The 26,312-nt window shown below is 70.9% G+C and carries 28 protein-coding genes; 14 read left to right on the forward strand and 14 right to left on the reverse strand.

From position 1 onward, the window contains the following. Window positions 1-7 precede the first annotated feature (7 nt). Window positions 8-760, reverse strand: a complete 753-nt coding sequence (locus OHA73_RS08545; RefSeq protein WP_327654732.1) for an alpha/beta fold hydrolase — start codon at window positions 758-760, stop codon at window positions 8-10. Window positions 761-872: 112 nt separating this feature from the next. On the opposite strand from OHA73_RS08545, the gene OHA73_RS08550 reads away from it, so the two are divergent. The 3 genes from OHA73_RS08550 (at window position 873) to OHA73_RS08560 (ending at window position 2,795) form a co-directional block, all read left to right on the forward strand. Further along, on the forward strand, window positions 873-1,406 hold the full coding sequence (locus OHA73_RS08550) for a PadR family transcriptional regulator (RefSeq protein ID WP_267072960.1): 534 nt from the start codon (window positions 873-875) through the stop codon (window positions 1,404-1,406). 99 nt (window positions 1,407-1,505) lie between these two features. Continuing rightward, window positions 1,506-1,793 carry a hypothetical protein gene (locus tag OHA73_RS08555; protein WP_266722360.1) on the forward strand — a complete coding sequence of 96 codons (288 nt, stop codon included), beginning with the start codon at window positions 1,506-1,508 and terminating at the stop codon, window positions 1,791-1,793. A gap of 177 nt (window positions 1,794-1,970) precedes the next feature. Beyond that, the gene (locus OHA73_RS08560) at window positions 1,971-2,795 is read left to right on the forward strand and encodes a hypothetical protein (protein WP_266722359.1); all 825 of its coding nucleotides are present in this window, start codon (window positions 1,971-1,973) and stop codon (window positions 2,793-2,795) included. A 60-nt stretch (window positions 2,796-2,855) separates the two neighbouring features. Here the strand turns inward: OHA73_RS08560 and OHA73_RS08565 are convergent, their stop codons facing one another. After that, complete coding sequence (locus tag OHA73_RS08565; RefSeq protein WP_266722357.1) at window positions 2,856-3,038, reverse strand: hypothetical protein; 183 nt, start codon at window positions 3,036-3,038, stop codon at window positions 2,856-2,858. Window positions 3,039-3,184: 146 nt separating this feature from the next. Beyond that, window positions 3,185-4,240 carry a fatty acid desaturase family protein gene (locus tag OHA73_RS08570; RefSeq protein ID WP_327654733.1) on the reverse strand — a complete coding sequence of 352 codons (1,056 nt, stop codon included), beginning with the start codon at window positions 4,238-4,240 and terminating at the stop codon, window positions 3,185-3,187. Window positions 4,241-4,582: 342 nt separating this feature from the next. Between OHA73_RS08570 and OHA73_RS08575 the strand changes: the two genes are divergently transcribed. Together OHA73_RS08575 and OHA73_RS08580 are read left to right on the forward strand one after the other, a co-directional pair. Then, window positions 4,583-7,384: a DEAD/DEAH box helicase gene (locus OHA73_RS08575; RefSeq protein ID WP_327654734.1), complete on the forward strand. Its 2,802-nt coding sequence runs from the start codon at window positions 4,583-4,585 to the stop codon at window positions 7,382-7,384. After that, window positions 7,381-8,658 (forward strand): SWIM zinc finger family protein, encoded by a 1,278-nt coding sequence (locus OHA73_RS08580; RefSeq protein ID WP_327654735.1) that lies wholly within the window; start codon window positions 7,381-7,383, stop codon window positions 8,656-8,658. Before OHA73_RS08575 ends, OHA73_RS08580 begins: the two co-directional genes overlap by 4 nt. A gap of 82 nt (window positions 8,659-8,740) precedes the next feature. On the opposite strand, the gene OHA73_RS08585 is transcribed toward OHA73_RS08580, so the two are convergent. Beyond that, on the reverse strand, window positions 8,741-9,967 hold the full coding sequence (locus OHA73_RS08585) for an acyl-CoA dehydrogenase family protein (RefSeq protein ID WP_266722349.1): 1,227 nt from the start codon (window positions 9,965-9,967) through the stop codon (window positions 8,741-8,743). Window positions 9,968-10,129: 162 nt separating this feature from the next. Here OHA73_RS08585 and OHA73_RS08590 point away from each other — a divergent pair, with 162 nt between their 5' ends. Next, window positions 10,130-10,783, forward strand: coding sequence for a TetR family transcriptional regulator (locus OHA73_RS08590; RefSeq protein ID WP_266722347.1), 654 nt, complete (start codon window positions 10,130-10,132; stop codon window positions 10,781-10,783). Between the two features lie 99 nt (window positions 10,784-10,882). Here OHA73_RS08590 and def read toward each other — a convergent pair whose 3' ends face one another. Then, window positions 10,883-11,422: a peptide deformylase gene (def, locus tag OHA73_RS08595; protein WP_327654736.1), complete on the reverse strand. Its 540-nt coding sequence runs from the start codon at window positions 11,420-11,422 to the stop codon at window positions 10,883-10,885. A gap of 141 nt (window positions 11,423-11,563) precedes the next feature. Between def and OHA73_RS08600 the strand changes: the two genes are divergently transcribed. The 5 genes from OHA73_RS08600 (at window position 11,564) to OHA73_RS08620 (ending at window position 16,116) form a co-directional block, all read left to right on the forward strand. Then, complete coding sequence (locus OHA73_RS08600) at window positions 11,564-12,802, forward strand: Mur ligase family protein (RefSeq protein ID WP_266722343.1); 1,239 nt, start codon at window positions 11,564-11,566, stop codon at window positions 12,800-12,802. 40 nt (window positions 12,803-12,842) lie between these two features. Then, on the forward strand, window positions 12,843-13,574 hold the full coding sequence (locus tag OHA73_RS08605) for a type 1 glutamine amidotransferase (protein WP_266722341.1): 732 nt from the start codon (window positions 12,843-12,845) through the stop codon (window positions 13,572-13,574). A gap of 177 nt (window positions 13,575-13,751) precedes the next feature. Continuing rightward, window positions 13,752-14,777, forward strand: coding sequence for a 6-phosphofructokinase (locus OHA73_RS08610; RefSeq protein ID WP_266722339.1), 1,026 nt, complete (start codon window positions 13,752-13,754; stop codon window positions 14,775-14,777). A 125-nt stretch (window positions 14,778-14,902) separates the two neighbouring features. Beyond that, complete coding sequence (locus OHA73_RS08615; protein WP_267071306.1) at window positions 14,903-15,856, forward strand: cytochrome c oxidase assembly protein; 954 nt, start codon at window positions 14,903-14,905, stop codon at window positions 15,854-15,856. A gap of 101 nt (window positions 15,857-15,957) precedes the next feature. Further along, window positions 15,958-16,116: a hypothetical protein gene (locus OHA73_RS08620; RefSeq protein ID WP_266722335.1), complete on the forward strand. Its 159-nt coding sequence runs from the start codon at window positions 15,958-15,960 to the stop codon at window positions 16,114-16,116. A gap of 19 nt (window positions 16,117-16,135) precedes the next feature. Here OHA73_RS08620 and OHA73_RS08625 read toward each other — a convergent pair whose 3' ends face one another. Beyond that, window positions 16,136-16,537, reverse strand: coding sequence for a subtilase-type protease inhibitor (locus OHA73_RS08625; RefSeq protein ID WP_267071305.1), 402 nt, complete (start codon window positions 16,535-16,537; stop codon window positions 16,136-16,138). 244 nt (window positions 16,538-16,781) lie between these two features. Here OHA73_RS08625 and OHA73_RS08630 point away from each other — a divergent pair, with 244 nt between their 5' ends. Together OHA73_RS08630 and OHA73_RS08635 are read left to right on the forward strand one after the other, a co-directional pair. After that, the gene (locus OHA73_RS08630) at window positions 16,782-17,498 is read left to right on the forward strand and encodes a lysophospholipid acyltransferase family protein (protein ID WP_266722331.1); all 717 of its coding nucleotides are present in this window, start codon (window positions 16,782-16,784) and stop codon (window positions 17,496-17,498) included. A 109-nt stretch (window positions 17,499-17,607) separates the two neighbouring features. Beyond that, entirely contained in the window at window positions 17,608-18,642 is a 1,035-nt protein-coding gene (locus OHA73_RS08635; protein ID WP_267071304.1) for an NAD-dependent epimerase/dehydratase family protein, read from the forward strand. 19 nt (window positions 18,643-18,661) lie between these two features. On the opposite strand, the gene OHA73_RS08640 is transcribed toward OHA73_RS08635, so the two are convergent. The 8 genes from OHA73_RS08640 to OHA73_RS08675 all read right to left on the reverse strand — a co-directional run bounded on the left by OHA73_RS08640 (window position 18,662) and on the right by OHA73_RS08675 (window position 25,596). Then, a complete protein-coding gene (locus OHA73_RS08640) occupies window positions 18,662-20,281 on the reverse strand; it encodes an alpha/beta hydrolase (RefSeq protein WP_267071303.1) in 1,620 nt (539 codons plus the stop codon). Window positions 20,282-20,431: 150 nt separating this feature from the next. Then, on the reverse strand, window positions 20,432-21,196 hold the full coding sequence (locus OHA73_RS08645) for an urease accessory protein UreD (RefSeq protein ID WP_443063049.1): 765 nt from the start codon (window positions 21,194-21,196) through the stop codon (window positions 20,432-20,434). Next, window positions 21,193-21,870: an urease accessory protein UreG gene (gene ureG, locus OHA73_RS08650; RefSeq protein ID WP_266722323.1), complete on the reverse strand. Its 678-nt coding sequence runs from the start codon at window positions 21,868-21,870 to the stop codon at window positions 21,193-21,195. The genes OHA73_RS08645 and ureG overlap by 4 nt, the downstream gene beginning before the upstream one ends. A gap of 172 nt (window positions 21,871-22,042) precedes the next feature. Beyond that, a complete protein-coding gene (locus OHA73_RS08655; RefSeq protein WP_327654738.1) occupies window positions 22,043-22,717 on the reverse strand; it encodes an urease accessory protein UreF in 675 nt (224 codons plus the stop codon). A 31-nt stretch (window positions 22,718-22,748) separates the two neighbouring features. Continuing rightward, window positions 22,749-24,470, reverse strand: coding sequence for an urease subunit alpha (locus OHA73_RS08660; RefSeq protein ID WP_266722319.1), 1,722 nt, complete (start codon window positions 24,468-24,470; stop codon window positions 22,749-22,751). Beyond that, on the reverse strand, window positions 24,463-24,774 hold the full coding sequence (locus tag OHA73_RS08665; RefSeq protein WP_266722317.1) for an urease subunit beta: 312 nt from the start codon (window positions 24,772-24,774) through the stop codon (window positions 24,463-24,465). The genes OHA73_RS08660 and OHA73_RS08665 overlap by 8 nt, the downstream gene beginning before the upstream one ends. A 16-nt stretch (window positions 24,775-24,790) precedes the next feature. After that, a complete protein-coding gene (locus OHA73_RS08670) occupies window positions 24,791-25,093 on the reverse strand; it encodes an urease subunit gamma (protein ID WP_266722315.1) in 303 nt (100 codons plus the stop codon). A gap of 212 nt (window positions 25,094-25,305) precedes the next feature. Then, on the reverse strand, window positions 25,306-25,596 hold the full coding sequence (locus OHA73_RS08675) for a type II toxin-antitoxin system Phd/YefM family antitoxin (RefSeq protein WP_266722313.1): 291 nt from the start codon (window positions 25,594-25,596) through the stop codon (window positions 25,306-25,308). Between the two features lie 77 nt (window positions 25,597-25,673). Here OHA73_RS08675 and OHA73_RS08680 point away from each other — a divergent pair, with 77 nt between their 5' ends. Beyond that, the gene (locus OHA73_RS08680) at window positions 25,674-26,309 is read left to right on the forward strand and encodes an ATP-dependent Clp protease proteolytic subunit (RefSeq protein WP_327654739.1); all 636 of its coding nucleotides are present in this window, start codon (window positions 25,674-25,676) and stop codon (window positions 26,307-26,309) included. Window positions 26,310-26,312 lie beyond the last annotated feature (3 nt).

Genomic DNA, 26,312 nt, shown 5'->3' on the forward strand with positions numbered 1-26,312 from the left:
CGCGGCACTACCCCTGGAGGGCGGCCGCGAAGGCCTCCGGGTTGTCGAACATGACGTTGTGCCCCGCGCCGGGGACGTCGACCACCTGGACGCCCGCGCTCACCAGCCCGTCCCTGCCAGGGAGTTCGCCGCTGAGCGCACCTTGGAGATAGACCCGGTCGATCGTGAGCGCTGTGAGCATCTCGCGCATGGTGGGTTCGGTGCCGCGCACGAGACCGGTCGCGCTGCGGTGCAGGGCGAGCGGGTCGGTGAGGCGCATGGTGGCGGCCCATGACGGCCCGACCTGCTCGAGCACCCGCGCGTGGCCGCCTCCCGACACGTACGCCTCTTCTTCGTAGGACGCGATGCGCCTGCTCCCGGCCCCGATGGGCGGTGACGGGTCGAGGTTGCCCTCGGTGACGACCAGGCGGGAGACGAGGTCGCCGCGCCGGTGCGCCAGGACGATCGCGACCGCGCCGCCCATGCTGTGGCCGACGATCTGCGCCCCGCTCACCCGTGCGGCGTCGAGCGTCGCCGCCAGCGCGTCGGCGTGCTCCTCCAACGTGTATCCGAAGTCGGCGGGGCGGTCACTGATGCCGTGTCCCGGCAGGTCCACGAACAGCGTGCGCCGGCCGACCAGTTCGGGCCGGGCCGCGATGTGCGCGTGGTAGACGGTCGACGCCGCCCCGAGCCCGTGGACGTACACGCGCGCCGGCCCCCCACCCGCCGTTTCGGTCCACCGGATCCGACTTCCCCGCTCGTCGAACGGCGCCTCCCGCATGACGTCCTCCTTGTTCGGCCTCCCCGGCGTCCTTCACCGACAATACATCGGCCACGTAGTACTACGTCAACGATGTACAGCGTGGGCGCAATCATGGGCGAGAATGGAGAGCATGCTGGAGCTCGCGATCCTCGGTTTCCTGTACGACGCCCCGCTGCACGGCTACGAGCTGCGCAAGCGCATCACGGCGCTCACCGGACACGTCCGCCCCGTCGCCGAGAGCACCCTGTATCCGGCGATCAAACGCCTGGAGAAGACCGGGCTGCTCGCGCGTGAGACACAACCGGGCACCGCGGCGGCGCCACGGCACGTCCTCAGCCTCACCGAGCAGGGCCGCCTGGAGCTGTGCGGCAGACTGCGCGAGCCGGCCCGGTCCGACATCACCGACGAGAACCGCTGGTTCACCGTGCTCGCCTTCCTGCGTCACCTGGAAGCCCCACAGGAGCAGACCGCCGTGTTGCGGCGCAGGCTCGACTTCCTGGAGGAGCCCGCGAGTTTCTTCTACGACGGCGACCGGGCACTGCGCGCGGAGGAGTTGGACGACCCGTTCCGGCGCGGCGTACTGACCATCGCCCGCGCGACGAGCCGCGCCGAACTCACCTGGCTGCGCGCAACGATCAAAGACCTGGAAACCGAGGCCCACTGACCCCCGCCGCACGGGATCCGTTGCGTGGGCGGGTCTGTCACGATGGCCGGAACTCCGTGACACACGTCGGGGGTTACGGGTAGGGGGACGGTGGCGTCCATGATCGATCGGGTCCGCAAGGCGTGGAGGACGTGGCGCGAGGACGGTGGTACGCCGAGCAAGAAGGAGCGGGCGCACAATCTGTTCGAGGCGGCTGCCACCTATGTGGTGGCGGGCGTCGAAGATGACCAGGAGCGGGCCGACGAGGCGGCGGGCTGGGTCGAGCCGAGTGCGCTGGCCTTCGGGGTCAATGAGCTCGCCTGCCGGGCCGTCATCGCCCTCGCGCGGGAACGCGACGAGCCGCCACGGACCGTCGCTCGCGCCCTTCTTGGGCTGCCGGCCGGCTGAGCAACGTGTGCGAGGCGCACATGGTGGGCACGGGATGTTGACAGTTTGCTCACGGGAGGGGTGCAGGGGCTGGATTGTTGTCGATTTTCCTGGTCATCGAGTGTGGACCCCCCTGTACGGCGGCATCGGGCACTGGCTAAGGTCTCGCCGGTGGAACGAAGTTCAGGGGAGGCCGGCGTGACCGGAGTGGACGAAGCGGCGGTCGATGGGGACGACGCGCTGTACGTGCTGACGGCGGTGTTGCTGACGCCTGCGAAGTTCCCGAGCGTGCTCGGTGACGACTACCCGGAGGCCTGCGGGGCCCTGGGGCTCGCGCCGTTGGCCGAGGGATACGGTCTGGTGCTCGGCCAGGACGGGCAGGGCGCTCGGTGGACCGTCGTGGTCGACGACGTGTCGCTGGTCGCCGTCGCCATCGCGTCGTGGGACTGCGGCATGGAGTACGAGCTCTCGCCCGACGAGGACAGCATGGTCGCCGCGCTGCCTGGCTGGCCGCTCTCGCTCGCCGTGGCCGCCCCGGGCGTCCCCGCGCCGCACGATCCCGAGCCCGACCCCGAGTACGCCGACACACCGCCGCTGACGCCGCCCGACACGGAGACGTGGGGCCCGGCCCAACGGCGCCTGGGGGCGGACGAGATAGCGCTCCAGTGGGCCGTGTGGCGGGAACAGCTCGACGACTCCCAGTTCGCCACGGAGGAGGACGCCGAGGCGCCTCAGGAGGGCGAGCCGAGCGGCACCCAGACGGGCATCCGGCGGGTCCTCTCGGAGGTGCGCGGGTACGTGGACGCGCCGCCGCCCCTGGGCCGCGTGCGCTCCTCGTTCGCCTCCGGCGACGCCCGGACGCTGCGCGCGGACGGGCCCGGCTGGTCGATGGTCGCGCGGACCGACGACATCGCCTTCGTGCTCCTCGACGACGAGCCGGGCGAAGTGCTGCCGGTCGGCCGCGGCCGGGAACTGCCGAGCCTGCTCGAAGCGCTCGACAAGATGGCCGTACGCCCTACGTGAATCGACGGAGCCGCGCGGGGCGCGAACGTCCCGTGCGGCTCCGATGGTCACGATGTCCCCTCAGCGCCCCAGCTCCTTGCGCGAGGCGCGGCGCAGCCGGCGCCGCTGCGAGGGGTCGAGCAACATGTATGCGGCGGCGGGCGCGCCCAGCACGATGAGCAGGGCCGCCCACCAGGGCAGCCAGATCAACAAAATGATGCCGGCCGCCACACCTCCCACGGCAATCTTCGCGCTCTTCGACATGTGTGGCCTCCTTCGGGGCGGCCCGCCCTCGCCTGAGTGGAGCGGACCCGCCTCTGCTGTGAGAAACGGGCCCACGTCGCCCGCAGTTCCGTCCGGCAACCCTGAGACATCCCTGATTCCACGCCCCGCACACGGCGGGGAAGCCGTCAGATGTCGACCCGCAGCGGCTCTCCCACTTCATACATGTGGCGCAGCGCCTGGCGGTAGGAGTCGACAAGCCCTGTCTCCACGAAGGGGATGCCGAGCCCGCGGCAGTGGGCCTTCACCATGGGTTGGGCGAGGCGCAGGTGGGGGCGGGGCATGCTCGGGAACAGGTGGTGCTCGATCTGGTAGTTGAGGCCGCCGAGGAACCAGTCGGTCAGCGCACTGCCCTTGATGTTGCGCGAGGTGAGGACCTGGCGGCGCAGGTGGCCCCACTTGTCGCCGTCCGGGTCCGGCATCTCCATGCCCTTGTGGTTGGGGGCGAACGCCATACCCAGATGCAGCCCGAACAGTGCCTGATGGAGGGCCGCGAAGACGAGCGCGTGGCCGAGCGGCATGGTGGTGAGGAGCAGCGTCAGGTAACCGGCCACGTGCGCGACCAGGAACGCGCCCTCCACGAGGCGTTCGCGGCCGCTCTGGCGGCGCAGGTCCTGGAATCCGGAGATCTTCAGGGCGAGGCCCTCGAGCAGGGTGAGCGGGAAGAAGAGCCAGGCCTGGTGGCGGGTGAGCCAGCCGCGGAACCCCGCGCGCGTGGCGGCCTGTTTGCTGGTGAAGACGAGTACGTCGGCGGCGACGTCGGGGTCCTTCTCGATGTGGTTCGGGTTGGCGTGGTGCCGGTTGTGCTTGTCGTTCCACCAGGAGTAACTCATGCCGAGCAGCAGGTTGCCGTGGACCAGGCCGATCAGCCGGCTCACCGAGCGGTTCCCGGTGATCTGGGCGTGGCCCGCGTCGTGTCCGATGAAGGCGGTGCGTGCGCACAGCGCCGCAAGGACCGGTGCCAGGGCGAGCACCCACCAGGAGCCGCCGATGAGAGCCATGCCCGTGACGACGGCGCCGAGGCACAGGGCGTTGACCAGGATGGTGCGTACGTACCAGCCGGTGCGCCGCTCCAGCAGCCCCTGCCCCTTGATGGCGCGCAGCAGTGGCGTGAACTCGCTTCCCCCTTCGGGGGAGGCCGGCCCGGTGGTGGGCTCCGGCAGGGTTCCGACGGCCGAGGGCATGGCGGTCTCCGGTCTGTGGTGGGTGAGGTCGATGCGGCGGGCTACGCGTCGCCCGACCACTAGGAACCTATGGATCACGGGCCTTCATCGGCCATGGCGCCACCACCCGAGTACCGCCTGGGCGCACCCCACCACGACAGGGGGGTAAGCCCCACCCTTAAGGGTCAGGTGATCCAGATCACGACATATGGAGGCGCGTCCGGCCGATCGGGAGGTGTACCCTCGGCGCCTCCAGGGTGAGTAGTCAAGTTTGATGAATACGAGGACGTCGCCATCTCCGAGCACACCCACACCGCTCCGCCCACCCCCTCCGAGACCACCGAACTCGCGCGCTGCGGCGTCGTGTTCACCCCCGCCGACCCGGCCCGCACGTCGACCGTGGCCTTCTGGCGACCCGAAGGCGGCGAGCCGCCGCTGCCGGACGCGGGCACCCGCACCGAACTGCGCCTCGCGCTGCCCGGTGAGGACGCCGTGGAGCCGGTGACCGTACCGGCCGTCACCCTGCCCATGCGCGCCGCGCTGCCGGTGCTCACCCGCGCGCGTACCACCGCGGACGCCGACCCGACGGCGACCTTCTGGGGCGCGGCCGGCCTCCTGGCGCTCCAACTCGTCGCCCGTGGGCTGCTGTTGCCGGGAGTGAGCGCCGAAGGCCACGACGCGTGGCGCGCAGGACCGCTGGGGGCCGGCGACCTCGACCGGGTCAGGGAGCTGGCCGCCGCGATGCCGCCCGAGGCGCACGCCGTGCCGCTGGACGGGACCGAAGCGCCGCGCCTGCACGCCCCGGAACGACTGCTGCGCGCGTTCCTGGACGCGGTGGCCGACGCCCTGCCGCGCTCCCCCGCCGCCGCGCACGCCGCCGGTGGACCGGCGTTCGCCGCGCGGGAACCGCAGCGCGTGCCCGAACTGCGCCCCTGGGCGGGGGATGTCGCGGCGGGGCTCGACGCGGGCGTGCGGATCTCGCTGCGCGTGGAGGTCCCCGGACTCGAGCAGATCACGGACGACGAGCCCCGCTCCCCGTTCCGCGCGGTGCTTCAACTGCACAGCGTCAGCGATCCCACCCTGGTCGCGGATGCGGCACAGGTGTGGGCCGGGGGCGGTTCCTCGGCGCGGGCCTTCGGCGACCGTGCCCGTATGGACGCGTTGTTGGCACTGCGCCGCGCCACGCGCGCGTGGACACCACTCGCGCCACTGCTCTCCGCGACCGTGCCGGACGCCGTCGAACTGGCCGACGAGGAGGTCACGGAGCTGCTCGGCGAGGGCGCGCGGGCGCTGTCCGCGGCAGGCGTCGAGGTGCACTGGCCCCGGGAGCTGGCCCGCAAGCTGACGGCCCGTGCGGTGATCGGCCCGGCCGAGGGCGAGGCCCCCGACGGGCTCTCCTCCGACGGTCCGTCCTTCCTGTCGGCCGACGCCCTGCTGGCGTTCGACTGGCGGTTCGCCCTCGGCGACCAGGAGTTGAGCCGCGCGGAGCTGGACGTGCTCGCCGAGGCGAACCGTCCCGTCGTACGGCTGCGCGACCAGTGGGTGCTGATCGACCCCGCGGAGGCCCGCCGCGCCCGCTCGCACCAGGACCGCAAGGTCACACCGGTCGACGCGCTGAGCGCCGTTCTCACGGGCTCGACGGAGGTCGAGGGCCGCCGGGTCGACGTACGGCCGACGGGCTGGCTCACGGCCCTACGGGACCGTCTCGCGGACCCCGAGGGCATGACGCCGGTCGGCCAACCGGCGGCGCTCGACGCCGAATTGCGCGACTACCAGCTGCGCGGGCTCAACTGGCTCGCCCACATGACCTCGCTGGGCCTCGGCGCCTGTCTCGCCGACGACATGGGCCTCGGCAAGACGATCACGCTGATCGCGCTGCACCTGCACCGCCAGACCTCCCCGGAGAGCGCGGGACCGACGCTCGTGGTCTGTCCGACATCCCTGATGGGCAACTGGCAGCGCGAGATCGAGAGGTTCGCCCCCGGCACCCCCGTACGCCGCTTCCACGGCGGGCGCCGCTCCCTGGAGAACCTCGCCGACGGCGAGTTCGTGCTCACCACCTACGGCACGATGCGCCTCGACGCCACCCAACTCGGCACCGCGTCCTGGGGAATGCTCGTCGCCGACGAGGCGCAGCACGTGAAGAACCCCTACTCGGCGACGGCCAAGGAACTGCGCACCATCGGCGCACGCGCGCGCGTGGCGCTCACCGGCACCCCGGTCGAGAACAACCTCTCCGAGCTGTGGGCCCTGCTCGACTGGACGACGCCCGGTCTCCTGGGCCGCCTCGGCACCTTCCGCACGCGCTACGCCCGGGCGATCGAGGGCGGCAAGGACCCGGCAGCGGCGGAGCGTCTGGCCAAGCTCGTGGGGCCCTTCCTGTTGCGTCGACGCAAGTCGGATCCCGGCATCGCCCCGGAGCTGCCGCCCAAGACCGAGACGGATCGCGCGGTGTCCCTCACCGCCGAACAGGCGGGCCTGTACGAGGCCGTGGTGCGGGAGACGCTCGCGGAGATCTCCGGGGCGGCGGGATTCGAGCGGCGCGGTCTGATCGTCAAGCTCCTCACCGGCCTCAAGCAGATCTGCAACCACCCGGCGCAGTACCTCAAGGAGGACAAGCCGCGCATCACCGGCCGCTCCGGGAAGCTGGAACTCCTCGACGAGCTCCTGGACACGATCCTGTCCGAGGACGCCGGCGTGCTGGTCTTCACGCAGTACGTGCAGATGGCCCGCCTCGTGGAGCGGCATCTGGTGGCCCGCGGCGTGCCGGTGATGTTCCTCCACGGAGGCACCCCGGTCGCGGAGCGCGAGGCCATGGTGCGGCGCTTCCAGGAGGGCGAAGTGCCTGTGTTCCTGCTCTCGTTGAAGGCCGCGGGCACGGGCCTCAACCTCACGCGCGCGGAGCACGTCGTGCACTACGACCGCTGGTGGAACCCGGCCGTGGAGGCGCAGGCCACCGACCGCGCGTACCGGATCGGGCAGACCAGGCCGGTGCAGGTGCACCGGCTGATCGCCGAGGGCACGATCGAGGACCGGATCGCGGAAATGCTGCTCCGTAAGCAGGAGTTGGCGGACGCGGTGCTCGGTTCCGGTGAGGCGGCGCTGACCGAACTCACCGACGCGGAACTGGCGGACCTGGTCGAGTTGCGAGGGGGCACCCGATGAGCCACATGGAAGACGACATGCGCACGTTCGCGGCACTGCCGCCCGCGCGCGGGCGGGCCTTCGCCGAGACCTGGTGGGGGCAGGCCTGGTTGAAGGCCCTGGAGGACACCGCGCTCGACACCGCGCAGCTGAAGGCGGGACGTCGGCTCGCGCGCGCGGGAGCGGTGGGCGCGGTGTCGGTCCGGCCGGGTCGCATCACCGCGGTGGTGGAGGACCGCGGCGGCGCCACACACCGCTCGGACGTGCTGCTGCAGTGCCTGGACGAGGACGAGTGGGACGGCTTCCTGACGATGGCGGCCGAGCGGGCCGGGCACATCGCGGCGCTCCTGGACCGCGACATGCCGCCGCACCTCGTGGAGGACGCCTCGGCCTCGGGTGTGGAACTCCTGCCGGGGATCGGCGACTTGGAGCCGCGCTGCGACTGCGACGCCTGGGACCACTGCGCGCACACGGCGGCGCTGAGCTATCAGCTCGCCCGTCTGCTGGACCAGGATCCGTTCGTGCTGCTCCTGCTGCGCGGGCGCGGCGAGCGCGCGCTGCTCGACGAGCTTCAGGTGCGCAGCACCGTACGCACCGAACCGGAGGCGCCGCACGCAGCCCGGGAGGCCGAGGGGGTGGACGCGGCCGAGGCGTACGCGTCGGCGATCGTGCTGCCACCGCTGCCGGGTCCGCCGCCGCTGCCCGACGAGCCCGGCCTGCCGCCGTCGCTCGACACGGAGACAGCACCACCCGCGGGCACGGACGTCGACGCGCTCGGCTTCCTCGGCGCGCAGGCGGCGACCGAAGCGCACCGGCTGCTCGCGGAGGCACTGTCCCCCGGGCACGAACAGCGCCCTGCCCCACCGGAATTGACCGTGCCGCAGGACGCCGTACGTCTGGCCTCCGCGTCCCCCGTGCCGCACATCCGGGCACGGCTCGCCGAGGTCGGTGGCCGCGGCCGGGAGGGCCTGACGCTCGCCGTACATGCCTGGGAGTACGGGGGCGCCGCCGCGCTCGACGTACTGGACGAGGACCGGACCCCGGACGCGGAAGGCCTGGTACGCGCGCGTGCCGCGCTCGACGCGGCCTGGGACGACGACGAGCGCCCCGCGCTCAAGGCCGCCCGCGGCCGCTGGAGCACCGCCGACGGGCAGGCCCAACTGCGGCTCGGCCGGGACGGTCGCTGGTGGCCCTACCGCAAGCAGCGCGGTCGCTGGGCTCCCGCCGGGCCCTCGGCGTCCGACCCCGCCTCCGCGCTGGCCGGAGCCCTCGGCTCCGCCGACGAGGACGGGTAGGCGGAGTCCCGCCGGGCACAGTCCCACCGGGCGCAGTCCCGCGGTGGCCTCTCCGACATCGGTGAGGCCACCGCGAAACCCGCTATCGGATCGGCATGCCCGAGAGGGTGCGGGCGATGACCAGGCGCTGGATCTCGCTCGTGCCCTCGAAGATCGTGTAGATCGCGGCGTCGCGGTGCATGCGCTCCACGGGGTACTCGCGGGTGAAGCCGTTGCCGCCGAGGATCTGGACGGCCTGGGCGCTGACCTTCTTGGCTGTCTCGCTCGCGAACAGCTTGGACATGGAGCCCTCGGCGTTCTCGAACTTCTTGCCCGTGGACGCCATCCAGGAGGCACGCCACACCAGGAGGCGCGCGGCGTCGATCTGGGTGCGCATGTCGGCGAGTTGGAAGGCCACGCCCTGGTTGTCGATGATCGGGCGGCCGAACTGCTCGCGCGTCTTCGCGTACTCCAGGGCCTCCTCGTAGGCGGCGCGGGCCGTGCCGACCGCCATGGCGCCGACGGCGGGACGCGAGGCCTCGAAGGTGGCCATCGCGGCGTTCTTCACGCGCTCGCCGCCCTTCTTGGCCTTCTCCCGCGAGCGGGCCAGGCGCTCGTCGAGCTTGTCCTTGCCGCCGAGCAGGCAGGAGCCGGGCACCCGGACGTTCTCCAGGACGACCTCGGCGGTGTGCGAGGCGCGGATGCCGTGCTTCTTGAACTTCTGCCCCTGGGACAGACCGGGGGTGTTCGGCGGCACGATGAAGGAGGCGTGCCCCTTGGAGCCGAGCTCCGCGTCCACGGAGGCGACGACCACGTGGACATTGGCGATGCCGCCGTTCGTCGCCCACGTCTTGGTGCCGTTCAGGACCCACTCGTCCTTGGCCTCGTCGTAGACGGCGCGCGTGCGCATCGCGGCGACATCGGAGCCGGCGTCCGGCTCGGAGGAGCAGAAGGCGGCCACCTTCACGTCGTTCGCGTCGCCGTACATCTGCGGGATCCAGGTGCCGATCTGCTCCTCGGTGCCGTTGGCGAGGACGCCGACCGCGGCGAGGCCCGTGCCGACGATGGACAGGCCGATGCCCGCGTCGCCCCAGAACAGCTCCTCCATGGCCATCGGAATGCCGAGGCCCGAAGGGTCGAAGAACTGCTGCGCGTAGAAGTCCAGGGAGTAGATTCCGAGCTTGGCCGCTTCCTGGATGACCGGCCAGGGGGTCTCCTCGCGCTCGTCCCACTCGGCGGCCGCGGGGCGGATCACATCGGCGGCGAAGCCGTGCAGCCAGTCACGGACTTCCTTCTGCTCGTCGCTGAGATCCATGGTGAACTCGGCCATAACCCCTCCAGGGCGCACGCAATACTGTGTTACTTAAGGTAACTCGAGTCTGTTACTGGCGAGTAGCCCCTGTCAACCTCCGAGTGCGCGTTCGATACCGGATGGCCATCGGGTGTTACCTTTCGCGTGCGTCAGGCAATCGCACGGGGGTGGGGAGAGCTCATGGAGACCACACAACGGAACGATCAGCGCGCGGACCAACAGTCCGCCGCCGAGCGTCGGCGCCGCGAGCTGCTTGAGGCCGCGGACCGGGTGGTGCTCCGGGACGGCCCCGGCGCCTCGATGAACGCCATCGCGGCCGAGGCCGGGATCACCAAGCCGATCCTGTACCGGCACTTCGGCGACAAGGGCGGCCTCTACGCCGCGCTCGCCATGCGACACACGGACGCGCTGCTCGCCTCGCTGCGGGCCGCCCTGGACGCGCCCGCGGAGCGGCGCGAGCGCGTGGAGGCGACGCTCGACACCTACTTGGCGGCGATCGAGGCCCGCCCTCAGGTCTACCGCTTCCTGATGCATCCGTCGGAGGGCGCCCCCGCCGAATCCGGGTTCGACGTCGGACGGCACTCGGCGCCGCTGCTGCGCCGGATGGGCGAGGAGCTGGCCGAGGTCATCGAGGAGCGCGTGGACCTCGGCCCCGGCAGCCAGCAACTCGCGCGTGTGTGGGGGCACGGGATCGTCGGCATGATGCACGCCGCCGGTGACTGGTGGCTCGGTGACCGCCCGTGCGAGCGCGCCGAGTTGGTGCGCGCACTGGCCGATCTGCTGTGGGGGCGGCTCGCCGCGGCGGGCGACAAGGTGGGCGGCCCCGGCTTCTGACCGGGCCATCTCCTCAACACCTGACGGCGCGGCCTCAGTACCTGGCGACTCCGCCTCACTACCTGACGCCGCCGCACCTGACGACGCCGCCTCAGCGCCTCACGTGGCCCACGGCGCCTTCGCCGCCTGCCGCAGCACCTTCCTGCGGCGCCACCCGGTGACCCGCTCCGTGTACGTACGACCCTCCAAGTGGTCGCACTCGTGCTGGAGGCAGCGGGCGAACCAGCCCGTGCCGTGGATCACCACAGGTTCGCCGCCGAGGTCGTACCCCTCCACGCGCGCGTGGTCGAAGCGGGGCGTGCCCGCCTCGAGGCCCGGGAGCGACAGGCAGCCCTCGGGGCCGCGGATCACGTCGCCGTCGGCCTCGACCAGACGCGGGTTCACGACGTGGCCGACGTGGCGCACATCGTCGTCATCCTCACAGTCGAAGACGAAGACCCGAAGTCCCTCGCCGACCTGGTTCGCGGCGAGGCCCACGCCCTGCGCCGCGTACATCGTGGCGAACATGTCCTCGACCAGGCGCGCGAGGTCCGGGCCGAAGTCCGTTACCTGGGCGCAGGGTTGGTGCAGCACGGTTTCACCGAGCAGGGTCAGGGGTCGTACGCGCCCTGAGGCGCCCGGGATCGAGCCGTGTCGCATGCCGGTAAGGGTACGGTCCAGTACGCACCACGAAGTGCTGGTGGTGCCACTGTTCGGGCTTGTCAGAGGATCTCGATAGGCTGAGCCCACAATCGATGCCGGGGGCAGGCGCGGCGCGGTACGCAAGGAGGACCCAGGAAGATGTCAGGCAACTCGGAGCCGATGACTCCGCGGGCCAAGCTGGCCGTCACCGCGGGCAGGGCCGCGGCCGCGGTGTCGCGGGCGGCGGGCCGCGGCAGCGGATCAGTGATCGGCGGCAAGGTCGCGCTGCGGCTCGACCCCGAGCTGCTCGCGCGGGTCGCCCAGCACCTGGACGTGGTGCTCGTCTCGGCCACGAACGGCAAGACGACGACCACGCGACTGCTCGCGGAGGCCCTGCGCGCCAGCGGCCCCGTCGTCTCGAACGCGCTGGGGGCGAACATGCCCGCGGGCATCACCTCCGCCCTGGCCGGCGGCGGCGAGGCCAAGTACGGCGTGATCGAAGTAGACGAGAAGTACCTGGCCGGTGTCGCCCGCGACACCGACCCGAAGGCGATCGCGCTGCTCAACCTCTCGCGCGACCAGCTGGACCGCGCCGGCGAGACCCGCATGCTCGCCGAGAAGTGGCGTGAGGGCCTGTCCGGTTCGAAGGCCATCGTGATCGCGAACGCGGACGACCCGCTGATCGTCTGGGCCGCCTCCTCCTCGCCGAACGTGGTGTGGGTCGCCGCGGGCCAGGAGTGGAAGGACGACGCCTGGTCCTGCCCGGCGTGCGGCGGCGTGATGCAGCGCCCCGGTGACGACTGGTTCTGCGGCGAGTGCGGCTTCCGCCGCCCGCTCGCGAGCTGGGCGCTCCAGGGCGACCACGTCATCGACCCGCACGGCTCCGCATGGCCGATCAACCTCCAACTGCCGGGCCGCGCCAACAAGGCGAACGCGGCGACGTCCGCTGCCGTGGCCGCCTGCTTCGGGGTGCCCCCGCAGGTCGCCCTGGAGCGCATGTACCAGGTGCAGGCGGTGGCGGGGCGCTACGACGTCGTGCAGTTCCAGGAGCGCGACCTCCGGCTGCTGCTCGCCAAGAACCCGGCGGGCTGGCTCGAAACGTTCACTCTGATCGACCCGCCGCCGACCCCGGTGATCCTCTCGGTGAACGCGCGGGGCGCCGACGGCACCGACACCTCCTGGCTGTGGGACGTCGACTACACGCGCCTGGCCGGGCACCCGATCTGCGTGATCGGCGACCGCCGGCTCGACCTCGCGGTCCGCCTCGAGGTCGCGGGCCTCGACTTCCGGGTCTGCGAAACGCTCGACGAGGCGGTGCAGATGTCGCCCCCCGGGCGGATCGAGCTGATCGCCAACTACACCGCCTTCCAGGACGTCCGCCGCCGCGTGGGCAACTGACGAGCCCCACACAGAGCGCGAACAGCGAAGGATCATGAGCATGAGTGACAACAGCCTGCGTCTCGTGTGGGTCTACCCCGACCTCCTGAGCACCTACGGCGACCAGGGCAACGCTCTGGTGGTGGAGCGCCGCGCCCAGCAGCGCCGCCTCCAGGTCGAGCGCTACGACGTGCGCAGCGACCAGGCCGTGCCTACCTCCGGCGACATCTACCTCATCGGCGGCGGCGAGGACCGTCCGCAGCGCCTCGCGGCGGAGCGGCTGCGCCGCGACGGCGGCCTGGAGCGCGCGGTGGCCAACGGCGCGATCGTCTTCTCCGTGTGCGCCGGTTACCAGATCCTCGGCCACGAGTTCGTGAACGACCTCGGTGAGCGCGAGCCCGGCCTCGGCCTGCTCGACGTCGTCTCGACGCGCGGCGAGGGCGAGCGCTGCGTCGGTGACGTACTGGGCGACATCGACCCGTCGTTGGGCCTGCCGGAGCTGACCGGCTTCGAGAACCACCAGGGCGTCACGCACCTCGGCCCCACGGCGCGGGCCTTCGCCCGGACCCGGATGGGCAAGGGCAACGGCACGGGGGACGGCACCGAAGGCGCCTTCAACGACACCGTTTTCGGCACGTACATGCACGGGCCCGTACTCGCGCGCAATCCGCAGATCGCCGACCTGCTGATCAAGCTGGCGCTCGATGTGAACGCACTGCCGCCGGTGAACGACCACTGGTACGAGGAGCTCCGCAGCGAGCGGATCGCGGCGGCTACGACGCAGCCCGCCTGATCCTCTCGGGGCCCTCCCCCAGGGCCCTTTAGGGCACCCACGCGCCCATGTGAGCAGGCCAGTCCACCAGTCGGACGCCCGGTGCGGTCGGGCCCCCGGCCGCCGATAAGGTACGGGGGTCAAGGCGGACGACGCAGTCCGGCCATCGGCCCACGTTTGCAAAGGTAATCCGGGCTTATGCGTATTGGTGTCCTCACTTCAGGCGGCGACTGTCCCGGCCTGAACGCCGTGATCCGTTCGGTCGTGCACCGTGCCGTCGTCGACCACGGCGACGAGGTCATCGGCTTCCACGACGGGTGGAAGGGCCTGCTCGAGTGCGACTACCGCAAGCTGGACCTCGACGCAGTGGGCGGCATCCTCGCCCGCGGCGGCACCATCCTCGGCTCCTCCCGCGTACAGCCCGCGCATCTGCGTGACGGCATCGAGCGGGCCAAGGAGCACGTCGCGGATCTCGGTCTCGACGCGATCATTCCGATCGGCGGCGAGGGCACCCTGAAGGCGGCCCGCCTCCTCTCGGACAACGGCCTCCCGATCGTCGGCGTACCGAAGACGATCGACAACGACATCGCCGTCACCGACGTGACGTTCGGCTTCGACACGGCCGTCGGTGTCGCCACCGAGGCGCTCGACCGCCTCAAGACCACCGCCGAGTCGCACCAGCGCGTGCTGATCGTCGAGGTCATGGGTCGGCACACCGGCTGGATCGCGCTGCACTCCGGCATGGCCGCGGGCGCGCACGCCGTCGTCGTGCCGGAACGCCCCTTCGACATCGACGAGCTGACCAAGAAGGTCGGTGAGCGGTTCGAGGCCGGCAAGAAGTTCGCCATCGTGGTCGTCGCCGAGGGCGCCAAGCCGCGGGCCGGCTCGATGGAGTACGACGAGGGCGGCAAGGACGTCTACGGCCACGAGCGCTTCGCGGGGATCGCCCGCCAGCTCTCCATCGAGCTGGAGCAGCGCCTCGGCAAGGAGGCACGCCCCGTGATCCTCGGTCATGTGCAGCGCGGCGGCACCCCCACCGCGTACGACCGCGTGCTCGCGACGCGGTTCGGCTGGCACGCCGTGGAGGCCGTGCACCGCGGCGAGTTCGGCAAGATGACCGCGCTGCGTGGCACCGACATCCTGATGGTGCCGCTGGCCGAGGCCGTGGAGACGCTGAAGACGGTCCCGGACGAGCGGTACGCCGAAGCCGAGTGCGTGCTCTGATCCACACCCGCTGATCCACACCCGCTCCAGGACACACAGAACTGCCCCCGGCCGAAACAGCGGCCGGGGGCAGTTCTACTCTGGGTGCGCACAATCCGTACGAAACGAGCAACAGGAGCCGGCGGATGGATCACAGCGGGCACGGCATGAACATGGATCTGCCGCCGTTCACGCTGGGGCGTGGCCTTCAATGGTCGGCCGACCCCTTCTTCCTCGTCGGGTGCCTGCTGGCGCTCGCCCTCTACGGATGGGGCGTGCTGCGCCTGGCCCGGCGCGGTGACGCGTGGCCGGTGTCCCGGACGATCGCGTACGTCGTGGGCGTGCTCACCATCGGTCTGGTGATGTGCACGAAGCTCAACGACTACGGCATGGTCATGTTCAGCGTGCACATGGTGCAACACATGGTCATCAGCATGCTGTCGCCGATCCTGCTCCTGATGGGCGCCCCGATCACGCTCGCGCTGCGGGCGCTGCCGGTGTCCGCGAAGCGCGGCAGCAAGGGGCCGCGTGAGCTGCTCCTCGCGCTGCTGCACAGCCGCTACCTGCGGATCATCACGCACGCGGCCTTCACGATCCCGCTGTTCATCGCGAGCCTGTACGCGCTCTACTTCACGCCGCTCTTCGACTTCCTCATGGGGTCCAAGGTCGGCCACCTCGCGATGATGGTGCACTTCCTCGCCGTCGGCCTGGTGTTCTTCTGGCCGATCATGGGCGTGGACCCGGGGCCCAACCGGCCCGGCTATGTGATGCGGATGCTGGAGCTGTTCGCGGGCATGCCGTTCCACGCCTTCTTCGGGATCGCGCTGATGATGGCGTCGACGACGATGGTCGGCACGTTCGAGAATCCGCCGGCCTCGCTGGGCATCGATCCGCTCGCCGACCAGACGGCGGCGGGCGGCATCGCCTGGGCGTTCAGCGAGGTGCCTTCAGTGCTTGTGCTGCTGGCCCTGCTCTTCCAGTGGAAGAAGTCGGAGGACCGGCAGGCGCGCCGCAAGGACCGGGCCGCGGACCGGGACGGCGACAAGGAGCTGGCGGCGTACAACGCCTACCTGGCCTCCCTCAACGCGCGCGGCCAGTAGCGCCACCCCGCGCGCGGCAGTAGCGCCACTACCCCGTTACGGGTGAATATGGCCTCCTGGTCGCGGCTCGGACTCCGTCCGGCCGCTGGGAGGAGGGTGTCATGCCCGGTTCCACGAAGACGATGGGTGCGTTCACCGTGGGCGGCCTGGTGGCCGTGACCGCCTACACGGTGGCGCTCGGCAGCAACGGGTGGCTGTGGTTCGGCTGGGTGGTGCTCGGCCTGCTCACTGTGGCGATGGTGGCGTCACGCAGCAACTGACGGCCGGCACCTTGGGGGGTCAGAAGCGGAAGACGTGGCCCGTCGACGCGTCCATCTCGCAGGCGTTGCCGAAGGTCTTGTGCCAGGAGATCGCCTTGCCGCGATACGTGCCGGTGGCCGCGACCGTGACCGGGTCGTACTGCTTGGTGCAGATCTGCTGTTCGACCGGCAGCGCGTCCAGGTCGCCGCCCGCCGCCCTGAGGTCGGCACAGGCCTCGGCGGCGTACGGGTGGTGGCCCGAGGGCTTGGGCGTGCAGCGCAGGAGGACACCCCGGACCCAGGTGTTCTCGGCTCCGGAGACCGTCAGGAACAGGCCCCGCGGCCGCTCGGACCCGGCGGGCCCGGTGGTCACGGCGTGGGCGGCCGGGGCGGCCGCGGCCAGGGACAGGAACGCGGCCGCGGCTACGTAGAGGGAACGCATACGGAAGACCTCCGGTGCTGTGACATCAGGGGACGTCGGGGTGGGGCGTCTCGGTGGGACGTCAGGGTGGGAACAGAGCACCCGCCGGGGCCGCCGCCGCCAAGCGGACGCGCCGTGCGGGCCCGGGACAGGGCCCGATCGGGCTCTCGCGCCGACGCTGCCGATTGGTTACTGTGCGCAAGCACGCGGCGGTACAAGCGGCAGTACAAGTGGTCCAAGTGGTTTGTGGGGGAAGGCGATCGGGATGTTCTACCGGCTGCTCAAGTACGTGATCCTCGGGCCGCTGCTGCGGCTGCTCTTCCGGCCCCGGATCGAGGGCCTGGAGTACATACCGGAATCCGGCGCCGCGATCGTCGCGGGCAATCATCTGTCGTTCTCCGATCACTTCCTGATGCCCGCGATCATCAAGCGGCGGATCACGTTCCTGGCGAAGGCCGAGTACTTCACGGGTCCCGGCATCAGGGGGCGTCTCACCGCCACGTTCTTCCGCAGCGCGGGTCAGATCCCGGTCGACCGCTCGGGCAAGGAGGCCGGGAAGGCTGCGATCCGCGAGGGCCTCGGGGTGCTGCGCCGCGGGGAGCTGCTCGGCATCTATCCGGAGGGCACGCGCTCGCACGACGGGCGCCTGTACAAGGGCAAGGTGGGCGTCGCCGCGATGGCGCTCAAGGCGGGGGCGCCGGTCGTCCCGTGCGCGATGATCGGCACGTTCGAGGCGCAGCCGCCGGGTCAGAAGATCCCGAACATGCGCCGGGTGACCATCAAGTTCGGCAAGCCGCTCGACTTCTCGCGCTACGACGGCATGGACGGCGAGAAGGCGATCCTGCGGGCGATCACCGACGAGATCATGTACGCGATCCTGGAGCTGTCCGGGCAGGAGTACGTCGACAAGTACGCGGCCCTGGTGAAGGCGGAGGCCGAGGAGGAGAAGGCCCGGAAGTTCCCGCGGCTGCCGCTGAGTTGATCTCCCCCGGTTCCCGCGGCTGCCACTGAGTTGGCCTCCCCCGGGTTCCGCGCTCTGCGCTGAGCAGATTCCGGGGTCCGGGCGGCCCCCGCCGACGTACGGTCCGGTCATGAAGAAAGCATTGGTGATCGGTGCGGCAGGGCAGATCGGGCGGCCCACGGTGCGGGCGCTCGCGGCGGACGGCTGGCAGGTGACGGCGGCCTCGCGCGGTGGCGGGCGGGACGCGGGCTGGCCGGGGGACGTGCGGGCGGTGGCGCTCGACCGGGAGGACGGGGACGCCGTCGCGGCGCTCGTCGGGGACGGGGTCGACCTCGTCGTGGACCTCATCGCCTTCACGCCGGCCCACGGACAGCAGCTCGCGGGGCTCGCCGACCGGATCGGTTCGGCCGTCGTGGCCTCCAGCGCGGCGGTGTACGAGGACGAGCAGGGGCGCGGCTTCCACACGCAGGAGCAGCCGGACGGCTGGCCGCGCTATCCCGTGCCGATCCCGGAGACGCAGCGGACGGCGTCACCCGGCGACGGATCCAGGGCGCGCAAGGTGCGGATCGAGCAGGATCTGCTGGCTCTCGGTGACCGGCTGCCGACGACCGTGCTGCGGCCGTCCGCCGTGCACGGCCCGTACTGCCGCACGCCCCGGGAGCTGTACTTCGTCAAGCGGAACCTGGACGGCCGCCGTACGCGCCTGCTCGCGTACAACGGCGAGAGCCGCTTCCATCCGGCGAGCACCCGGAACCTGGCGGAACTGGTGCGGCTCGCGGCGGCGCGGCCCGGATCCCGGGTGCTCAACGCGGCGGACCCCGACCATCCCTCGGTCGCCGAGATCGGCGCGATGATCGACGAGGTGATGGGCGTGGAGACCGAGACGGTGCTCGTCGACGGTCCTCCCCCGGCGCCGAACGTCGGGGACAGCCCCTGGTCGGTGCCGCTCCCGCTGATCCTCGACATGTCGGCCGCCGAACGGGAGCTCGGGTACAAGCCGGTGACGACGTACGCCGACGCGCTCCCGGAGACGGTCGAGTGGCTGGCCGCGCGGCTGCGGGAGCAGGACTGGGAGACCGGTTTCCCGAAGATGGTCGCCTCGTACACGACCGGCATCTTCGACTACGCGGCCGAGGACGCCTGGCTGGCGTCCTCGGCTGCGTAGGCCTACTGAACGGCTACGACTACGGCTTGGGCGTGGCGTGCGGGGCGCACGTCACGTCCTTCTTGTCGGTCTTGCCGGTGAGCAGGTAGCTGTCGACCCGGTCGTTGACGCAGGGGTTGGTGAGACCGGTGACGCCGTGCGAGCCCGCGTCCTTCTCGGTGATCAGGCGGGATCCCTTGAAGCGCTTGTGCAGCTCGACGGCGCCCTCGTACGGGGTGGCGGCGTCGCGCTCGGACTGCACGATCAGGACCGACGGCAGGCCCTTGCCGGTCTTCACGTCGAGCGGCGTCTGCTGCTTGGTCTTCCAGGTGGCGCAGGGCAGGTTCATCCACGCGTTGGCCCACGTCATGAACGGGTACTTCTTGTGGAGCTCGGTGTTGTCCCTGTCCCATTTGGACCAGCTGGTGGGCCACTTGGCGTCGGCGCACTCGACGGCGGTGTAGACCGCGTTGCTGTTCTCGGAGGCGGCGTTGCCCGCGGTGTCCGACATGTCGGGGGCGATGGCGTCGACCAGGGCCTGCGTGTCACCGGCGACGTACTTGCTCCACGTCTGCGCGACCGGCACCCACGAGGAGTCGTAGTACGGCGCGCTCTGGAAGAAGGAGATCAGCTCGGCCGGGCCGACGACCCCGCCGATGGGGCTCTTCTTCGCGGCGGCGCGCAGGGTCTCCCACTGCTGCTGCACCTTGGCGCGGGTGTCGCCGAGGTGGAAGGTCGCGTCGTTCTTGGCGACCCAGTCCTGCCAGTCCTTCCAGCGGCCCTCGAAGGCGATGTCCTGGTTCAGGTTCGCCTCGTACCAGATGTTGCTCTTGGCCGGGTTGACCACGCTGTCGACGATCATGCGGCGGACGTGGCCCGGGAAGAGCGTGCCGTAGACGGCGCCCAGGTAGGTGCCGTAGGAGACGCCGAGGTAGTTGAGCTTCTTGTCACCGAGGGCGGCACGGATGACGTCGAGGTCGCGCGCGGTGTTCGGCGTCGTCATCTGCGGCAGCATCTCGCCGCTCTTCTCGTAGCAGCCGTCCGCGTACTCCTTGGCGAGCTTGCGCTGGCCGAGCTTGTCCGCCTCGCTGTCGGGGACCGGGTCGGCCTTGGGCGCCTTGACGAACTCCTGCGGGTCGATACAGGAGATCGGCGCGGAGTGGCCGACGCCGCGCGGGTCGAAGCCGACGAGGTCGTAGGCCTTCGCCATCTTGGCGTAGATCGGGTTCTTGGTGGTCACCCGCGTCGGGAAGCGCATGCCGGAGCCGCCGGGGCCGCCCGGGTTGTAGACGAGGGAGCCCTGGCGCTCGCCCTTGGTGCCTGTGTTGCCGATGCGGTCGACGGCGAGCTTGATCTGCTTGCCGTTCGGCTTCGCGTAGTCGAGCGGCACGCTGACCCAACCGCACTGGATGGGCTTGGCGAGGCCCCAGTCCTCGGGGCAGTCCTTCCAGTCGACGCCGGCCTTCGCGGCCTTGGCGGCGGCGAAGGCCGCGCCGCGCGCCTGGCGGTCGGCGGTGCTGCTGCTGCCGGACTTGGATGCGTCGGCCTGCGCGGCGGGGGCGGAGACCGCGCCCGCTATCAGCGCCGCCGCTGCGAACGCGCCCGCGGAGCCGATCACCGCCTTTCGGCTGCCGCGCGCTGTCTGTCTGGTCCGTCTCAAGTGAGGCCTCCCGCACATCGATTCGATCCGTACGTCGATCGTGTTGCTGATCGGTACGCGGATCCTGACGCGTGCGGGGTCCCCGGCAACAGGGACAGCGGGCGTTCTTTACCAATCCGATAAACGGTATAACTCGCCCCGGTGAGCGGTTCAGGCCAGTCGGCCGAGCACCTCGTCGAGTGTCCGGCGCAGTTGCAGGGCGTCCGGCGCGACCGCCGTGACCAGTACGGCGGGGCCCGCGAGGGGCGTGAGCGCGGCCGTTCCGGCCTCGTCGAGAAGGGCGGCGGACGGCTTCTCCGTCTCGAACTCCGGGCGTACGACGACCAGTTGACCGAGGGCCCGATGGCCGGCGAGGACGGCGGGACCGTCCCAGCCGCCGGGTGCGCCTGGTCCGCAGGCCAGCTCCTGGTCGAGCAGCGGACGCCCGGCCCGGTACACGGTCAGCCGGCTGGTGAGCCGACCCGGCTCCTCCGCCACGCGCCCGAGCACCTGCTCCTCGCGGAGCACGAGCCGCGCGCCCGGCGCGAGTTCGGCGCGCGTGTTCACTCGCAGATCGCTTCCGCCCGCCGAGATCAACTGCTCCGGGAGCCAGTCGAGGCGGGCCCCTTCGGCGACGTCGAGCCGTACGTCGTAGTGGGCCTCGCCCTTGTTCTGCCCCGGCAGGGCGATGGTCGCGGCGATGGAGCCCACGTGCAGATGCGCGCCCTCCTCGGCGCGCGCCTCCACGGTGAGGTGGTCGCCGCCGAGCGGGCCGCTCATGACGCCGACGAGCATGACGCGGGCCTCGTCGGCGCTCGCGCCGCGCGTACGGCGCAGCGCGAACGAGCCCTCGCCCTCCATGACGGGCAGCGCGGTCGCGCCCCGCCCGTCGCCGCGCGCGACGATCCGGGCGGTGGACCGGACTCCGGCGCTCACGCGGTCCACGCGGCGAGCTGCGCCCGCACCCAGGCCGCGACGTCCCCGACGCCGACCTCGGAGCGCAGGGACTGCAGCACGACGGGGAGTTCGGCCCGCGCCTCCTTGGCGTCGGCCTCCATCCGCGCCAGGTCGGAGCCGACGTGCGGGGCGAGGTCGGTCTTGTTGATGACGAGCAGGTCGGCGGTGGTGACGCCGGGTCCGCCCTTGCGCGGGATGTCGTCGCCGCCCGCGACGTCGATCACGAAGATCTGCGCGTCGATGAGTCCCTTGGAGAAGGTGGCGGTGAGGTTGTCGCCGCCGGACTCGATGAGGATCAGGTCGAGCGGGCCGACCTCGTCCTCCAGGTCCTCGACGGCCTCCAGGTTCGCGGAGATGTCGTCACGGATCGCGGTGTGCGGGCAGGCGCCGGTCTCCACGGCGGTGATCCGCTCGGGCGGCAGCACGGCCTCGCGCAGCAGGAAGGCGGCGTCCTCGCGCGTGTAGATGTCGTTCGTGACGACGGCGAGCGAGAGCTCCTCGCGCAGCGCGCGGCACAGCGCGGCGACAGTGGCGGTCTTGCCCGAACCGACGGGCCCACCGAGCCCGATCCGCAGGGCACGCCGCGTACCGTCGGGCCGCTGAGCGTCGGCGGAAACGGCGGAGGCTTCGTCGTGGGAGTGTCCAAGGTGCATAGAAATCACGGCTCCAGATGTCTGATCGGCCGTTCAATCCAGCCCGTCCAGGGGGCACCCCCAGCGTTAGCTGGGGGAGTTTGAGGACGAGGCCGTTCAGGCCGACAAGGGGGGTCTGGGGGCGAAGCCCCCAGGGGTCGGGAATGGGAAGGGGCGGCGGGGGCGACTCCCGCTAGGACGCGAACAGCCGCACGGGCCAGGCCGCATGGGCCTCCGCGCCGATCTCCAGCAGCGGGGCGGACCCGGCGGGCAACGCATCGACACCCAGGTCGACCGCCCGCCGCGCCGCCTCCACGGCATCCGCGACCACCCGGTCCACCTCAGGCGCAAGCCGCGCCAGAACTCCGGTCGCATCGAACGGGTCGAGGCTCAACAACCGCACCACGGCGGTCGCCGCCCCACCCACCCCTTCGTACGCGGAGCAGTACGCGGCGTCCTCCGCACCAAGCCCGGCGGCCCGAGCGGCGAGCCCGAGCACGACGGGCTGATGCGCCCCCTTGGGGAACTGCCGCGCCAGGACGTCGAGTTCGGGATGCGGCCAGGTGGCGCGCGCGGCCCGCATCATCTGCCGCCCGAGCTTGCGGGCGGCGACCCGCAGCGCGGCCGACGGCGTACGCGCGTCGGCTGCCTCGTCGAGCGTCCCGGGGTCGATGCCGAGCGCGGCCGCCGCGGCGAGGGCGGCGGTCACGGCGCCGCTGGTGTACAGGCGGCCCCGGCAGAAGTCCTCAAGGCTCGCCGCGCCGGTGATGCGCCCCGCCTTGACGGCGGCCTCCGCCCCGCCGGAGTGGGCATGCCCTCCGGCGGGGAAGCGGCCGTCGGCCAGGACGAGCAGTGCGGCGCGCGTCATGACGTACGCACCCGGCTCGTAAGCACCCGCATCAGAACAGGAAGTACCGCTGCGCGAGCGGCAGTTCGGCGGCCGGGGCGGGCTCGACGAGCTCGCCGTCGATGGTCACGGCGAACGAGTCGGCGGCGACCTCGACGCGCGGCAGGGCGTCGTTGTTGACCATGTCGGACTTGCCGCGACCGCGGGTGGAGTGGATCGGCACGAACTGCCGCCCGAGCCCGAGCCGCTCCGGCAGCCCGTCCTCGATCGCCCACTCGCTGGTGAAGTTGACCGAGTTGGCCTGCGGCGCCTTGCCGTACGCCCCGTACATCGGGCGCGGCAGCACCGGCTGCGGCGTGGGGATGGACGCGTTGGCGTCGCCCATCTGCGCGTACGCGATCTGTCCGCCCTTGACGACGAGTTGCGGCTTCACGCCGAAGAACTTCGGGTCCCACAGCACCAGGTCGGCGAGCTTGCCGGACTCGATCGAGCCGACCTCGTGCTCGATGCCCTGCGAAACGGCCGGGTTGATCGTGTACTTGGCGACGTAGCGGCGGGCGCGCGCGTTGTCGGCGCGGGTGTCGCCGGGCAGGAAGCCGCGGCGGCGCTTCATCACGTGCGCGGTCTGCCAGGTCCGCATGATGACCTCGCCCACGCGGCCCATGGCCTGCGAGTCCGAGGACATGATCGAGATGGCGCCGAGGTCGTGCAGGATGTCCTCGGCCGCGATGGTGGTGGGCCTGATGCGGGACTCGGCGAAGGCCAGGTCCTCGGGCACCGTCGGGTTGAGGTGGTGGCAGACCATCAGCATGTCGAGGTGTTCCTCGACGGTGTTGACGGTGTGCGGCCGCGTCGGGTTGGTCGAGCTCGGCAGCATGTTGGGCAGCGACACCGCGGTGATCATGTCGGGCGCGTGCCCGCCGCCCGCGCCCTCGACGTGGAAGGCGTGCAGTGTGCGCCCGGCGACCGCGTCGAAGGTGTCCTGGACGAAGCCGGCCTCGTTCAACGTGTCGGAGTGGACGGCGAGTTGGACGCCGGACTCCTCGCAGATGTCGAGACAGGCGTCGATCACGGCCGGGGTCGCGCCCCAGTCCTCGTGGATCTTGAAGCCGATGGCGCCGCCGCGCAGCTGGGCGCGCATGGACTCCTTCGACATGGTGTTGCCCTTGCCGAGGAAGCCGATGTTGACCGGGCTGTTCTCCATCGCCGCGAACATCCGGGCGAGGTGCCAGGAACCGGGGGTGATGGTGGTCGCCTTGGAGCCCTCGGCGGGACCCGTGCCGCCGCCGACCAGCGTGGTGACGCCGGAGGCGAGGGCCTCGTCGAACTGGGTCGGCGAGATGAAGTGGATATGGGTGTCGATGCCGCCGGCGGTGACGATCTTGCCGTTGCCCGCGATGACTTCGGTGTCCGGGCCGAGGACGAGGTCGGGGTGGACGCCGTACATCGTGTCCGGGTTGCCGGACTTGCCGATCGCCGTGATGCGGCCGTCGCGGATGCCGATGTCGGCCTTGACGATGCCCCAGTGGTCGATGATCACGGCGCCGGTGATGACGGTGTCCGGGGTGCCGTCGGCGCGGGTGGCGCGTGACTGGCCCATGGACTCGCGGATGACCTTGCCGCCACCGAAGACGGACTCGTCGCCGGAGAGGCCGGGGCCGCCGGAGCGGTCCTCCTCGATCTCGATGAGCAGATCGGTGTCGGCGAGCCGGATGCGGTCGCCGGTGGTGGGGCCGAACAGGTCGGCGTATGCGGCACGGGACAGCTCAGGCATCGAGGGCACCTCCGGTCTCGCCGCGCAGGCCGGTGACGATGCGATTGCCTGCGAGGGCTACGAGTTCGACGTCTACGGGGATGCCGGGCTCGAAGCGAACGGCGGTGCCCGCGGCGATGTTCAGCCGCTTGCCGCGGGCGGCGGCGCGGTCGAAGTCGAGGCCGGGGTTGGCCTCGTAGAAGTGGTAGTGGGAACCCACTTGGATGGGGCGGTCGGCGGCATTGAGCACCGTCATACGTATGACGTCGCGGCCCTCGTTGTATGCGACCGGTTCGTCGGCGAAGAGTATTTCTCCGGGAATCATGACTTCCGCTCCCCCGTCAGACGATCGGCTCGTGAACGGTCACGAGCTTGGTGCCGTCCGGGAACGTCGCCTCGACCTGCACGTCGTGGATCATCTCGGGGATGCCGTCCATGACGTCGTCGCGGGTGAGCAACTTGCGGCCGGATGCCATGAGTTCGGCGACCGTGCGCCCGTCCCGGGCGCCTTCGAGAATGTGCGAAGTGATCAGCGCGATCGCCTCGGGATGATTGAGCTTGAGACCCCGGGCCCGACGCTTCTCGGCGACGTCAGAAGCCACATGGATGAGCAGTCTCTCCTGCTCGTGCGGGGTCAGTTGCACGAATCCACCTCACAGTCCTTCACGCCGGGCCATGCGGGCCCGGCTGCCGCGGCCACCGCGACGGGTCTAGATGTAACACACAACAAAGGCGCACATCTGTGCCGACCCCTGCCGCGAAAAGCGGCCGATGACCTGGGACTGGAGGGTAATTCAGCGGAGTTTCAACGGCGTTAACCGACGCTTGACCGTCTTATTGCTGAACGCCGAGCGCGCTACCTCATCTCGGGGCCGCGATGTTCCGCGGCAATACCAAACCTTTGCTGTTCGCCGGGAGCGGACGTCAGGGTGCCAATTCGTGACACGGACGTGATCACCGGTTCATCCACGACATCTCCGGCGGACTCGCTCATCGCCTCGAGTCGCTCCAGGTCCGCGGCCGAGACCAGGGCGACGAGCGGCTTGCCGTGCCGGGTGACGACCACGCGCTCACTTCCGTACACGACGCGGTTGATCAGGTCGGCGAGCTCAGCCCTGGCTTGCGTCACCGGAATCTCGTAGGCCATGCTCCCCATCGTACGTCATGTACGTCCTGTACATTTTTGGAGAAGCAGGTCCCGCAGCAGCGCCTTGAGGAGGCACCATGACCCGTCCGTCCGGCCGCTACGTCCTGCCCGAGTTCACCGAGCGCACCAGTTCGGGGAGCCGCACCCTCGACCCGTATTCGAAGCTCCTGGAAGAGCGCATCGTCTTCCTCGGGACACCGATCGACGACATCTCGACGAACGATGTGATGGCGCAGTTCATGTACCTCGAGTACCTGGCGCCCGACCAGGACATCTCCCTGTACATCAACTCTCCCGGCGGCTCGTTCAGCGCGATGACCGCGCTCTACGACACGATGCAGTACGTCAGCTGCGACGTGGCGACGACCTGTCTGGGGCAGTGCTCGTCCGTGGCCGCGGTCATCCTCGCGGCAGGGGCGCCGGGGAAGCGGATGATGCTGCCCGGCGCGCGCGTGGTGATCGACCAGCCCTCACTGCCCGAGCCGGCCCAGGGACAGCCGAGCGACCTGGAGATCTACGCGAGCGAACTGGTGCGCATGCGCGACCAGTTGGAGAGGTTCCTCGCCCTGCACAGCGGCCGCTCCAAGGAACAGGTCGGCGCCGACATCGAGCGCGACACCGTGCTGACGGCGCACCAGGCCCTCGAGTACGGCCTGGTGGACCACATCGTGGAGAACCGGACCGCCACCCTGCGCTCCCCCGACGCGAGGTGATGC

Source organism: Streptomyces sp. NBC_00483 (assembly GCF_036013745.1).
Classification (GTDB): Bacteria; Actinomycetota; Actinomycetes; order Streptomycetales; family Streptomycetaceae; genus Streptomyces.